At 61.1% G+C, this 13,021-nt stretch carries 9 protein-coding genes; 1 reads left to right on the top strand and 8 read right to left on the bottom strand.

All coding sequences use genetic code 11. The features are described from left to right. Positions 1–137 precede the first annotated feature (137 nt). Positions 138–2,384 carry a primosomal protein N' gene (locus BCY88_RS22785; protein WP_120346440.1) on the bottom strand — a complete coding sequence of 749 codons (2,247 nt, stop codon included), beginning with the start codon at positions 2,382–2,384 and terminating at the stop codon, positions 138–140. Positions 2,385–2,848: 464 nt separating this feature from the next. Continuing rightward, positions 2,849–3,949, bottom strand: a complete 1,101-nt coding sequence (gene hemE, locus BCY88_RS22775; RefSeq protein ID WP_120346467.1) for a uroporphyrinogen decarboxylase — start codon at positions 3,947–3,949, stop codon at positions 2,849–2,851. Between the two features lie 218 nt (positions 3,950–4,167). On the opposite strand from hemE, the gene BCY88_RS22770 reads away from it, so the two are divergent. Continuing rightward, positions 4,168–4,965, top strand: a complete 798-nt coding sequence (locus tag BCY88_RS22770) for a transporter substrate-binding domain-containing protein (RefSeq protein ID WP_120346438.1) — start codon at positions 4,168–4,170, stop codon at positions 4,963–4,965. Positions 4,966–5,841: 876 nt separating this feature from the next. On the opposite strand, the gene BCY88_RS22760 is transcribed toward BCY88_RS22770, so the two are convergent. The 6 genes from BCY88_RS22760 to BCY88_RS22735 all read right to left on the bottom strand — a co-directional run bounded on the left by BCY88_RS22760 (position 5,842) and on the right by BCY88_RS22735 (position 13,020). Next, the gene (locus tag BCY88_RS22760; RefSeq protein ID WP_120346437.1) at positions 5,842–7,572 is read right to left on the bottom strand and encodes an AMP-binding protein; all 1,731 of its coding nucleotides are present in this window, start codon (positions 7,570–7,572) and stop codon (positions 5,842–5,844) included. 240 nt (positions 7,573–7,812) lie between these two features. Continuing rightward, positions 7,813–8,238, bottom strand: a complete 426-nt coding sequence (locus tag BCY88_RS22755; RefSeq protein ID WP_020067428.1) for a F0F1 ATP synthase subunit epsilon — start codon at positions 8,236–8,238, stop codon at positions 7,813–7,815. A 156-nt stretch (positions 8,239–8,394) separates the two neighbouring features. Next, the gene (gene atpD, locus BCY88_RS22750) at positions 8,395–9,789 is read right to left on the bottom strand and encodes a F0F1 ATP synthase subunit beta (RefSeq protein WP_120346436.1); all 1,395 of its coding nucleotides are present in this window, start codon (positions 9,787–9,789) and stop codon (positions 8,395–8,397) included. Positions 9,790–9,904: 115 nt separating this feature from the next. Beyond that, the gene (gene atpG / locus BCY88_RS22745) at positions 9,905–10,789 is read right to left on the bottom strand and encodes a F0F1 ATP synthase subunit gamma (RefSeq protein ID WP_105510153.1); all 885 of its coding nucleotides are present in this window, start codon (positions 10,787–10,789) and stop codon (positions 9,905–9,907) included. A 91-nt stretch (positions 10,790–10,880) separates the two neighbouring features. Further along, the gene (gene atpA / locus BCY88_RS22740; protein ID WP_120346435.1) at positions 10,881–12,422 is read right to left on the bottom strand and encodes a F0F1 ATP synthase subunit alpha; all 1,542 of its coding nucleotides are present in this window, start codon (positions 12,420–12,422) and stop codon (positions 10,881–10,883) included. 58 nt (positions 12,423–12,480) lie between these two features. Further along, complete coding sequence (locus BCY88_RS22735; RefSeq protein ID WP_120346434.1) at positions 12,481–13,020, bottom strand: F0F1 ATP synthase subunit delta; 540 nt, start codon at positions 13,018–13,020, stop codon at positions 12,481–12,483. Between the last annotated feature and the right edge of the window lies 1 nt (position 13,021).

The raw sequence follows: 13,021 nt of genomic DNA, 5'->3' as shown, positions 1-13,021 counted from the left end.
TGTTGGAGTTTTGCTAAAGCGTGCGCCGATTCGGCGAAATATAGGCGAGTGCGTACGCAAAACGAAACGACCATTCGCTCTATGAATATGACTCAAAGAAGTAACGCGCCACGCCGCGGGTGCCGCGGCGGCCGGCGTCAGATGTCGAGCGGGTCGACTTCGAGGTTCCAGCGCAGCACGCCTTTCAGGCCGCGCAGCATGGGTTGCCACGCGCGCAACGTCGCCTGCAATGCGGCCCGCGACGCGCTTTCGATCAGCAACTGCGCGCGATGCACGTGCATCACCTTGACGATGGTAAGCGGCACGGCGTCATAGACCGTCACACGCCCGGCGGCCGGGATTTCGGTCAGCGCGGCGGCGGCCTGTTGCAGGAAGGCAAGCGCGGCTTCGAGCGTGCGGCCTTCGGCGCGCAGCAAAGCCTGATAGACGAACGGCGGCAAATGCGCGTCGCGCCTTTCGCCCAGTGTCGAATTGGCAAAGCCGACGTAATCATGCCGCCCCAGCGCGTGGTACAGCGCATGGCGCGGATAGCGCGTCTGCACCAGCACTTCGCCCGGCAAACCGGCGCGGCCCGCGCGGCCGCTCACCTGCATCAATTGCGCAAAGAGCCGTTCACTCGCGCGGAAGTCGTGCGAAAACAGGGCAGTGTCGGCGTTCAGTACGCCGACCAGCGACACGCGCTGGAAGTCGTGGCCCTTCGCGATCATCTGCGTGCCGACGAGGATGTCGACCTCGCCTGCGTGGACGTCGGAAAACAGCGCCTGCGCGCTACCTTTGCGGCGCGTGCTGTCGGCGTCGATGCGCAGCACGCGGGCGCCAGGCACAGCGCTCGCCAGCGTTTCTTCGACACGTTGGGTGCCGCGGCCCATCGGCGCGATGTCCACATTGCCGCACTCGGGGCACGAGCGCGGAATGCGCGATTCCCAGCCGCAGTGGTGGCAGCGCAGCGCGCGCTCGGGTTTGTGCAACACGACGTAGGCGCTGCAACGCGGGCAGCCTGCCACCCAGCCGCACGCATCGCAGGCGAGCTGCGGCGCGTAACCACGCCGGTTGAGAAACACGAGACTTTGCTCGCCGCGTTCGAGCCGCGCCTTCAGCGCCGCGATCAAAGGCCCGGACAGACCTTCAACCGAAGCCCGCCCGCGCCGCCGCTCTTCTTCCAGATCGATCAGCTTGACGGTGGGCAGAACGGCCGCGGCAACTGCACGGCGCGACAGGGTAAGCCGCTGATAGCGCCCCTGATCCGCTTGCCACCAGCTTTCCAGCGACGGCGTGGCCGAGCCGAGCACGACCGGCAAAGCGAGTTGTTTGGCGCGATAAATCGCGAGATCACGCGCCGAGTAGCGCAAGCCTTCCTGCTGCTTATAGGCGGGATCGTGTTCCTCATCGACGACGATGATCGCGAGTTTCGGCAGCGAAGCAAGCACCGCCAGCCGCGTGCCGAGCACGATGCGAGCGCGACCCGTGTGCGCGGCAAACCAGTTGCGGGCCCGTTCACCCTCCGCGAGGCCGCTGTGCAGCGTGACGATCGAGGTACCGTCGAGCGCGGCAAAACGGGCACGGAAGGCCGACTCGAATTGCGGCGTCAGATTGATTTCAGGGACGAGGACGAGTGCCTGGGCATCGGGCTTCGCCGCCAGAATCTCGGCGAGCGCACGCAGATAGACCTCGGTCTTGCCGCTGCCCGTCACGCCATGCAGCAGGAACGGTGCGAAACCGTTCGCGTCGCGGATCGCTTCGACTGCGCTCGCCTGTTCGTCGGTGAGCGTGGGCAGCGCAGGTGCCAGCACATCCGGCGCTGCAGGACTGGCGAGCACCTCGGCGGCTTCGATCACCTCCAGCGCCACCCACCCTTCGGCTTGCCATGCGTCGAGGGTTGCAATGGCTTTAGGATGAAGTGCGCGCGCGTCGGCCGCGATCAGAAATTCAGCCTCGGTGAGCGCCGAAGCAAGCTTGCGCAGCGCACTCGCGCGCGCGGGCAACGTTTCCGGCAATGCGGCGCGGCCTTCCGCCGTCAGGCTGTAACGCTCTTCCGGCGCGAAAAGACGCGACCAGCGCGAGGCATCACGCAGGGCTTGTGGCAAGCCTGGCAGCGCCACTTCCCCGAGGCCGCGTTGATAGTAGTCGGCCGCGAAGGCCGTGAGAGCCAGCCATTCAGCCGACACCGGCGGGCAGGCGGTGCAGACCGCGGTGACCGCCCGCAGGCGGTCGGCCGGCACCTCGCTGTGGGCGGTCACTTCGCACACGAGACCCACCACATGACGCTTGCCGAACGGCACACTCACCAGCATGCCCGGCGCGACCTGTTCGGGCGTATCACAGCGGTAGTCGAACAAAGTCGGCAGCGGATGATCCAGCGCGACGCGGACGAAAACTTCACTCACGCGGCGAGGTGAATCAGGTGAATGGATGCGACACGACGCCGCGTCACAGCACGCACTGAGCACACGGCGAATCCATCGAAGTTAAAGTAAAACTTCAATTTCCGCGCTAAGTTTTGGATTCGGCTGAACAATTGCAATCGGCCCGTGTGCCTGTGGATAACTTTGTTGAGAACTTCGTTCAGATGGGCCAGGAACCGCGCCCCAGCGGCCTTCTGTGGGATTTGACACATTTTGCAGTGAACCCCTGAAACCCTTGCCAGACAAGGCTTAGATCAAACGCGCCCGCAATGTGCAAGGGCCAGGGCACGACGAAAGCTTCTACCGCGCCGCAGCGTGATCAATGTGCATAAGTCAAGTCTTGACTTTCGTGGGACCGCCATCTGACGGCCCGCCCACTACAAATATTCCCTTAGGCCGAGAGCCCAGTCCGCTGCGTCGCAACAAAAATGGCAACGATTACGGCGTCAGATTGGTGCATGTGCGCCGCTGCGAATCGCGCGGCTATGACGATGGACTTCATCTACGAGTTCGGCGACATTCTCCGGCGGCGTGAACTGCGAAATGCCGTGGCCGAGATTGAAAACGTGGCCAGGATGATTGCCGAAACTGTCGAGCACCGCGCGCGCCTCCATGCGAATCGAAGCCGGCGGCGCAAACAGCACCGAGGGGTCGATATTGCCTTGCAGCGCCACCTTGCTCCCGACGCGCTCGCGGGCCCGGCTCAGGTTCACGGTCCAGTCGAGACCGACCGCGTCCACGCCAGTATTGGCGATCTCGTCGAGCCACAAGCCCCCGCCCTTCGTGAAGGTGATCACCGGCACTTTTTCGCCGTCGTGATCGCGCTTCAACTGGCTCACGACCTGCTGGATGTACTGCAGCGAGAAGCGCTGGTAGACGCCGTCTGCAAGCGCCCCGCCCCACGTGTCGAAAATCATCACGGCTTGCGCGCCGGCTTCGATCTGCGCGTTCAGATACGCCGCAACCGACTTCGCGTTGATGTCGAGAATACGGTGCATCAGGTCCGGCCGCGCGTACAACATTGATTTGACGGTACGGAAATCCGCCGATCCGCCACCTTCGACCATGTAGCACGCGAGAGTCCACGGGCTGCCGGAAAATCCGATCAATGGCACACGCTGGCGGCCTTGCGCGTCGGTGAGCGCGGTGCGAATTTCGCGCACCGCGTCGGTCACGTAACGCAGCGTGGCGTCGATATCCGGCACGGCGAGGCGTGCCACGTCGTCTTCGGTACGCACCGGCCGGGCGAATTTCGGCCCCTCGCCCGTGACGAATTCAAGACCGAGGCCCATGGCGTCCGGCACCGTCAGGATGTCGGAGAACAGGATCGCGGCGTCGAGCGGATAGCGCTCGAGCGGCTGCAACGTCACCTCGGTTGCATAGGCCGGATTCTTCGCCAGACCGAGGAAACTGCCCGCACGAGCCCGTGTGGCGTTGTATTCCGGCAGATAGCGGCCAGCCTGCCGCATCAGCCAGATCGGCGTGTAGTCGGTCGGCTGGCGCAGCAGCGCGCGCAGGAAAGTGTCGTTCAGGAGTTTATGGGCCACGTTGCGTACAACCGAAGGCAAAGGGGCATTTTACCGGACCCGGCTCGCCCTATCGTGCTTGATGCAGGCAATAACGCTCACGCACCGTGATTGCGTCCGACGGATTCGCCGCCGGGTGCGGCGCCATGACCTGGCTGAACGGCCAATGTTCAAGCATAAATTGCCGGGCTATCATCCGACGGCCTTACCAAACAATTACGCGCAACCAAGGAGACTCGATGAACAAGGCAGCACTCGCACTGCTCGGCGTTTTGACCGGTGTTTTGATGCACGCAGGCGCGGCGCAGGCACAGACCAGCACCACCGCAGCGGCACCCTCCCGGCTCGACGAAATCCTCGCGCGCGGCACGCTACGCGCCTGTACGACCGGGGACTACAAGCCGTACTCGTTTTACAAGGCAGACGGTCAGTTCGAAGGCATCGATATCGACATGGCCGAGTCACTCGCCAAATCGCTTGGCGTGAAGGCGGAATTCGTCAAGACGTCCTGGTCGAACCTGATGAACGACTTCGTCGCCAAATGCGACATCGGCGTGGGCGGTGTTTCGCCGACGCTCGAGCGCCAGAAGCGCGCGTTTTTCACGCAGGCGTACATGATCGACGGCAAAACGCCGATTGTCCGGTGCGACGACGTGAGCAAGTACCAGACGGTAGCGCAGATCGACCAGCCGGCGACCCGCGTGATCGTCAATCCGGGCGGAACCAACGAGCGTTTCGCGAAGCAGTATTTCCCGCATGCAAACCTGACCGTCTATCCAGACAATGTGACGATTTTTAAACAGATCCTCGCGGGCAAGGCCGACGTCATGGTGACGGACGCATCGGAAACCTTGCTGCAGCAAAAGCTGAATCCGGGCCTTTGCTCGGTGCATCCGGACAAGCCTTTCCAGTACGGCGAGAAGGCGTGGTTGCTGCCGCGCGGCGATGTGACGTTCCAGCAATATGTCGATCAATGGCTGCATCTTGCGCGAGCGACCGGCGAATATCAGGCAATCTCGGACAAATGGCTGAAATAGCCGGAGTGGGATGCACTCTGCGTCCCGCTCATTCGGAAAAGCTAGTCGCATTGATCGATTAATAGGTCCGCATGGCTGACACAATCGTGTAACCAGCCTTCGGCGTGTTAAACAAAACTCGAACAATCCGCTTGAACAGGGGCCGGCGCACCGGCCTCCTGCACGTCTTTCCAGCGCGCATGAAATATTGCAGCGCAGCGTGCGCGATTGTCCGAGAGCAAACGGACTTCGTAACGCCGGAAAACCACCTGTATTACAGCCGATTCGTCCCGAAAAAGTTGAGCATGCAACTATTTCATGCGGAATCAACTGAATGGATTACGCCGCGATATGCGTCGCGAGTAGCATCAATCAGGCGTATGAAATTGCGCAATTGTCATCGGTAAAAATTACGTTTAAAACACGCCAAATTGGAAATAAGTCCTGCAGCGCCTTATCTGGCGGGCGTTACAACCTGAAACACTTTGTTACCGCGCTGGTAGGTTAATTCGCCCACAATGCCCTCAACGGTTTCAACACGGATGTGGCTGGGTGCGTGGTGTGAGCGGATACGATGCACTTGCCGGTCGGCGTATGCCGAAGCCCTGTGAAGGGGCATCCCTGCTGGGGCCGTAGTCGACGCAGGGTCGTCGTCTCAGTTGGTTCCATCTTTGGTCTCCTCGCGCTAACCCCGTAGCGTGTGGTTTTTAGCGGGCTCCAGGCCCGCTTTTTTTTCGTCTGGTCAAACGTTTGCGAGCTGGTTGACGGGACGATTTGGCGATGTCCCAGCCCGGCGGTTTTCCGCTCGCGGCCTCTTTCTCCGCAAACGGTTTTCCTCAAAATGTCGGCCGGCGCCGCGCGTATCTTCGCGCGGCGCCGAACCCGCATGCCCGCCTATCAGGCCGTCTTGTCTTCCTGAATCTTCAATTCGCTGATCATCCGTTCACGCATGACGAACTTCTGAATTTTGCCCGTTACCGTCATGGGTAATTCGTCAACGAAGCGGATGTACTTCGGCACCTTGTAGTGAGCAATCTGGCCCTGGCAGAACTGCTGGATTTCTTCAGGTGTGGCCTGCTCGCCTGAGCGCAATACGATCCACGCGCACACTTCCTCGCCGTATTTCTTGTCGGGCACGCCAAACACCTGCACGCTCTGGATCTTCGGATGGCGGAACAGAAACTCTTCAATCTCACGCGGATAGATGTTTTCGCCACCGCGAATCAGCATGTCCTTCAGACGGCCAACGATGTTGCAGTAGCCGTCGGCATCGAGCGTCGCCAGATCGCCGGTATGCATCCAACCGTCCACGATGCTTTCCCGCGTCCTCGCCTCGTCTGCCCAGTAACCTTGCATGACCGAATAACCTTTGGTGCACAGTTCGCCTGTTTCCCCTACGGGCACGATATTGCCGAGCGGATCGACGATCTTCACTTCCAGATGCGGCTGGATACGGCCGACCGTCGTGGTGCGTTTGTCGAGCGGGTCGGTGGTCGAACTCTGGAAGGACACCGGGCTCGTCTCCGTCATGCCATAGGCGATCGTGATCTCGCTGAGGTGCATGCGCGCGACAACCTTCTTCATGGTTTCGATCGGACACGGCGAGCCCGCCATAATGCCCGTGCGCAGACGCGAGAAGTCGTAAGTGGCGAAGTCCGGATGATCGAGTTCGGCGATGAACATGGTCGGCACGCCGTGCAGCGCGGTGCACTGTTCTTCAGCGACCGCCGCGAGCGTTGCAGCCGGGTCGAATCCCTCACCCGGGAACACCATGTTCGCGCCGACCGATACGCACGCCAGTACCGCCAGCACCATGCCGAAACAGTGATAAAGCGGAACGGGAATGCACAGACCGTCCTGCTCCGTTAGTCGCATCGCCATTGCGATATAGCGCGCATTATTGACGACATTGCTATGCGTCAGCGTCGCGCCCTTCGGATTGCCTGTCGTGCCGCTGGTGAACTGAATGTTGATCGGTTCGTGACAGGACAGCGTTGCGCCGATGGCGTCGAGCTTCGCGACGTCGAGTGTGGCGCGGCCCTGCTCGATCACGTCGGAGAAGGTCAGCATGCCTGGCGTTTCCGTGTCGCACATGCGAATCACGTAGCGCAACGCCGGCAGGCGAGCGGCGCGCAGTTCACCCGGCTTTTGCGTCGCCAGTTCCGGCGCGAGCTCCTGCAGCATCTCGAGGTACATCGACGTCTTGAAGCGTTCGGCCGCGATGATCGCCTTGCAACCGACTTTGTTCAATGCATACTCGAGCTCCGCGAGCCGGTAAGCCGGATTGATGTTGACCAGCACGGCGCCGATGCGCGCGGTAGCGAACTGCGTGAGCAGCCATTCCACACGGTTCGGCGACCAGATGCCCACCCGGTCGCCCTTCGCAATCCCTAGCGCGAGGAGTCCGGACGCCAGCACGTCGATCTCTTCGGCGAACTCCCGCCACGTCCAGCGAATGCGCTGCTCACGAAATACCACGGCCGGACGGTCAGGAAAGCGCGCGGCGGTGTCGCGCAGAAACTGGCCGAGCGGCGCCTCACTCAACGGGATCTCGGTCGACCCGCGGACATAAGACAGATTGTCTTTGGGTTCGATGAGTGCTCCTACGCCTGACATGTGCGTTGCCATGGTGTTGTCTCCGTGAGCGGAAGCTCGCCCAGTCTATTGAAATGAATTTGAAACCGATTGTGCCACCGGCGTATGTCCGTCCGGCATCAAGTGTTACCCGCCCTCTGCGGTGGCCGTAGCTGAGACGGCTGCTCAATGCTTGCAGTCTGAACCAGTGATTTTGCTGACCTTTCCGTAAACGTCAAGTGCTGGTCAAAAAAAAGCAGCCACGAGGGCTGCTTTCTCTCTGATACGTGTTGCTTAGCTCTGGCCGCGCAGCTTACGCAGACGCTGAATCGCAGCGAGCTGAGCCGTCGCGTACGCCAATTCCGCTTGCGCAGTGGCGTATTCGAGGTTCGAGCCCGTGTTCTGCAGCGCTTCTTCCGCGCGCTTGCGTGCATCTTCAGCTTTGGCTTCGTCGAGATCCTTGCCACGGATCGCGGTGTCGGCGAGAACCGTCACAGCGCCAGGCTGAATTTCGAGAATGCCACCGGCGACGAACACAAACTCTTCTTCGCCGTTTTCAGCTTCGATGCGCACCGCACCCGGACGAATCCGCGTGATGAGCGGCGTGTGGCCCGGCAGAATGCCGAGTTCACCCGCTTCGCCCGGCAGCGCGACGAACTTCGCCTGGCCCGAGAAGATCTGCTCTTCCGCGCTGACGACGTCTACTTTAATGGTTGCCATATCGACTCCTGTGGCGATCAGAGTTAGCGCTTCAGCGCTAACTCCCGTCCCATGCAAGGCGGGGTGGAGCGTAATAAGAGGCGCCGGTTTTGCGTTCCGATACCACTTGAGTACCAGGACACGCGAGCCTGGCGCCCGCTTCGTTACACCCGACCTTTACTGGATCTTCTTGGCCTTTTCGAAGGCTTCGTCGATCGTGCCGACCATGTAGAACGCTTGTTCCGGCAGATGGTCGCACTCGCCGTCAACGATCATCTTGAAGCCACGGATCGTTTCCTTCAGCGGCACGTACTTGCCCGGCGAGCCCGTGAAGACTTCAGCGACGTGGAACGGCTGCGACAGGAAACGCTGGATCTTACGAGCGCGCGCAACGGCGAGCTTGTCTTCCGGAGCCAGTTCGTCCATGCCCAGAATCGCGATAATGTCGCGCAGTTCCTTGTAGCGCTGCAGCGTTTGCTGCACGCCGCGCGTGATTGCGTAGTGCTCTTCGCCGATCACGTTCGGGTCGATCTGACGCGAGGTCGAATCGAGCGGGTCCACTGCCGGGTAGATACCCAGCGAAGCGATGTCACGCGACAACACGACGGTTGCGTCCAGGTGGCCGAAGGTCGTAGCCGGCGACGGGTCGGTCAAGTCATCCGCAGGGACGTACACGGCCTGCACCGACGTGATCGAGCCAGTCTTGGTCGACGTAATACGCTCTTGCAACTTACCCATTTCTTCAGCCAGCGTCGGCTGATAGCCCACTGCCGACGGCATACGGCCGAGCAGTGCCGACACTTCCGTGCCTGCCAGCGTGAAACGGTAGATGTTGTCGACGAAGAACAGCACGTCGAGACCTTCGTCACGGAAGTGCTCAGCCATCGTCAAACCGGTCAGCGCGACGCGCAGACGGTTGCCCGGCGGCTCGTTCATCTGGCCGTACACCAGCGCGACCTTGTCGAGAACGTTCGAGTCCTTCATTTCGTGATAGAAGTCGTTCCCTTCACGGGTACGCTCGCCAACACCTGCGAACACGGAATAACCACCGTGTTCCTTAGCGATGTTGTTGATCAGTTCCATCATGTTCACGGTCTTGCCCACACCGGCGCCACCGAACAGGCCAACCTTACCGCCCTTAGCGAACGGGCAGATCAGGTCGATAACCTTGATGCCGGTTTCGAGCAGTTCCGTCGACGGCGACAGTTCGTCGAACGCCGGAGCCTTCTGGTGAATACCGCGAACCACGTCCGAGTTGATCGGGCCGGCTTCGTCGATCGGACGACCCAGCACGTCCATGATCCGGCCGAGGGTCGGCTTGCCAACCGGCACGCTGATCGGCTTGCCGGTGTTCTTCACCGTCGTACCACGGCGCAGACCGTCGGAGGCACCCAGACAGATGGTACGGACGACGCCGTCGCCCAGCTGCTGCTGGACTTCGAGGGTCAGTTCCGAACCGTCGAGAATGAGCGCGTCGTAAATCTTCGGCATGTGGTCACGCGGGAATTCCACGTCGATCACCGCGCCGATGCACTGTACGATCTTGCCTTCTACCAAAGCAGTAGTACTCATCGCTTTTCCTTTAGATACTCAATTCTTCACTCGCGCAAAGGCGCAGTTTTGGTGGGGGCGCCCAGCCGGGTGCGCCACCAAGGCGCACACGAAGCAGCTTGCCTGACCGTCAAGGTCAGACAGCCGCCGCGCCACCGACGATTTCCGACAGTTCTTTCGTGATCGCGGCCTGACGGCTCTTGTTGTACACGAGCTGCAGTTCGTTGATGACCGTCTTCGCGTTGTCCGAAGCGGCCTTCATCGCGACCATTCGTGCCGACTGCTCCGATGCCATGTTTTCCGCAACGGCCTGATAGACCAGCGCTTCGACATAGCGCACCAGCAGTTCGTCCACCACTGCCTGCGCATCCGGCTCGTAGATGTAGTCCCACTGCGTGCTCGGCGTCGTGCCGTCTTCTTCTTTGCGCTCGAACTGCTCTGCCGACAGCGGCAGCAGTTGCTCGATCACCGGCTCCTGCTTCATCGTGTTGACGAAGCGCGTGTACGCGAGGTACACCGCCGAAACCTTGCCTTCCGAGTACAGGTCGAGCTGCACCTTCACCGCGCCGATCAGCTTTTCCAGATGCGGCGTGTCGCCCAGATGCACGACATTGGATACAACCTTGGCGCGCAGACGGTTCAGGAAACCCAGACCCTTGGTGCCGATCGCAGTTGCTTCGATCGTCTTGCCCTGGCCTTCCAGTTCCTTGAACTTCTGCAGCGACGCACGCAGCACGTTGGTGTTCATACCACCGCACAAACCCTTGTCGGTCGTGACGAGGATGATGCCGGCCGCTTTCGCGCCTTCGTTCGACACCATGAACGGGTGACGATACTCCGGGTTCGCACGGCTCATGTGCGCAGCGATATCGCGGACCTTGTCGGCATACGGGCGAGCAGCGCGCATGCGCTCCTGAGCGCGGCGCATCTTCGATGCGGCCACCATCTCCATCGCTTTCGTGATCTTGCGCGTGTTTTGCACGCTCTTGATCTTGCCGCGAATTTCCTTCATTCCAGCCATTGCTTGCTCCTTGATCGAAGCAGCGCGGGTTCAGTTGCCTGCGGCCCGCGCCGCTTCAAGGTCCGTTTATGCCTTGCGGGTCACTCGCGGATCAATAAGCGCCGGACTTCTTGAAGTCTTTGAGAGCCGTATGCAGCAGGGCTTCGTCGTCCTTCGAGAGTTCCTTGGTGTCTTCGACGCGCTTGATCAGGTCAGCGTGCTTCGTCTTCAGGTAATCGCGCAGGCCCTTTTCGAACGGCAGCACTTGCGCAACTTCCAGATCGTCGAGGTAGCCATTGTTCGCTGCGAACAGCGCGACAGCCAGTTCCCACACTTGCAGCGGCTGATACTGCGGCTGCTTCAGCAGTTCCGTCACGCGGCGGCCGCGCTCCAGCTGCTTGCGGGTGGCTTCGTCGAGGTCCGAGGCGAACTGCGCGAACGCTGCGAGTTCACGGTACTGCGCCAGGTCGGTACGAATACCGCCCGACAGCTTCTTCACGACCTTGGTTTGAGCCGCACCACCAACGCGCGACACCGACACGCCGGCGTTGATTGCCGGGCGGATACCTGCGTTGAAGAGGTCGGTTTCCAGGAAGATCTGGCCGTCGGTAATCGAGATCACGTTCGTCGGAACGAATGCGGTCACGTCGCCGGCTTGCGTTTCAATGACCGGCAGTGCTGTCAGCGAACCGCTCTTGCCCTTCACTTCGCCGTTCGTGAACTTCTCGACGTACTCTTCCGAGACGCGAGCAGCACGCTCCAGCAGACGCGAGTGCAGATAGAACACGTCGCCCGGGTAAGCTTCGCGGCCCGGCGGGCGGCGCAGCAGCAGCGAGATCTGACGGTATGCCCAGGCTTGCTTGGTCAAATCGTCATAAACGATCAGCGCGTCTTGACCGCGGTCGCGGAAGTATTCGCCCATCGTGCAACCGGCGTACGGTGCGAGGTATTGCATCGCAGCCGATTCCGAAGCCGAAGCGGCCACGACGATCGTGTATTCCAGCGCGCCGGTTTCTTCCAGCTTGCGCACCACGTTCATGATCGACGAAGCCTTCTGGCCGATCGCGACGTAGATACAGAAGAGGTTCTTGCCCTTCTGGTTGATGATCGCGTCGACTGCGACGGCGGTCTTGCCGCACTGGCGGTCGCCAATGATCAGCTCGCGCTGGCCACGGCCAACCGGCACCATCGCGTCGATCGACTTCAGACCGGTTTGGACCGGTTCCGAAACCGACTTACGCCAGATCACGCCCGGAGCAATCTTTTCGATTGCGTCGGTCTTCTTCGCGTTGATCGGGCCCTTGCCGTCGATCGGGTTGCCGAGTGCATCGACCACGCGGCCGAGCAGTTCCGGACCCACCGGCACTTCGAGAATGCGGCCCGTCGTCTTGACGATGTCGCCTTCCGAAATGTGTTCGTACTCACCCAGAATCACGGCGCCGACCGAGTCGCGCTCGAGGTTCAGTGCGAGACCGAAGGTGTTGCCCGGGAATTCGAGCATTTCGCCCTGCATCACTTCCGACAGGCCGTGGATGCGCACGATACCGTCGGTCACGGAGATCACGGTGCCCTGGTTGCGAACGTCTGCGCTCGCTTCAAGGCCCTGGATCCTGCTCTTGATCAGCTCGCTGATCTCAGAGGGATTGAGTTGCATTATTCGCTCCTGATAGTCAATTCTGTTGCGTGCCAGCCGCTGAAGCGCTCGAGGCGCTTCAGGCCGTCAGAGCCGTCTGCATGCTGGCAAGCCGCGCGCGGACCGAGGTATCGAGCACTTCGTCGCCAACCGTCACGCGCACGCCGCCAATGAGCGACGAGTCGACTTCGACCGTCGGCTTCAGCTTGCGCTTGAATTTGCGTTCGAGACTTGCGACGAGTTCGTTCAACTGCGCACCTTCGAGCGGGAATGCGCTGACGATCAGCACATCTGCCGCTCCTTCGCGGGCATTCTTCAACTCTTCGAACTGCACAGCGATTTCCGGCAGCAACTGCAGGCGATGGTTATCCACCAGCATTTGCACCAGATTCTTCGCTTGCGCGTTGTCCTTGAGCGGCGACTTGACCGCGGCCAGCAGCAGTTCGCTGACCTGGGCGCGGCTCACTTTCGGGCTCGAGGCGATCGACAGCACTTCGGGCAGACGCGCAACCTGTGCCAGCTCCTGCACGAGCGTGGACCAGGCGGCGATGTCACCAGCTTCGGCCACGCCAAACAGCGCTTCTGCGTACGGACGGGCGATGGTTGCAAGTTCGGCCATG

Origin of the sequence: Paraburkholderia fungorum, from assembly GCF_003610895.1 — a bacterium.
Lineage (GTDB): Bacteria > Pseudomonadota > Gammaproteobacteria > Burkholderiales > Burkholderiaceae > Paraburkholderia > Paraburkholderia fungorum_B.
This window is presented reverse-complemented; position numbering and strand designations above follow the sequence as displayed.

Bases quoted from the DNA above. Each gene is read 5' to 3' on its own strand.
- BCY88_RS22770 (WP_120346438.1), top strand. From the start codon at position 4,168: ATGAACAAGGCAGCACTCGCACTGCTCGGCGTTTTGACCGGTGTTTTG.
- BCY88_RS22760 (WP_120346437.1), bottom strand. From the start codon at position 7,572: ATGGCAACGCACATGTCAGGCGTAGGAGCACTCATCGAACCCAAAGAC.
- BCY88_RS22755 (WP_020067428.1), bottom strand. From the start codon at position 8,238: ATGGCAACCATTAAAGTAGACGTCGTCAGCGCGGAAGAGCAGATCTTC.
- atpD (WP_120346436.1), bottom strand. From the start codon at position 9,789: ATGAGTACTACTGCTTTGGTAGAAGGCAAGATCGTACAGTGCATCGGC.
- atpG (WP_105510153.1), bottom strand. From the start codon at position 10,789: ATGGCTGGAATGAAGGAAATTCGCGGCAAGATCAAGAGCGTGCAAAAC.
- atpA (WP_120346435.1), bottom strand. From the start codon at position 12,422: ATGCAACTCAATCCCTCTGAGATCAGCGAGCTGATCAAGAGCAGGATC.
- BCY88_RS22735 (WP_120346434.1), bottom strand. From the start codon at position 13,020: ATGGCCGAACTTGCAACCATCGCCCGTCCGTACGCAGAAGCGCTGTTT.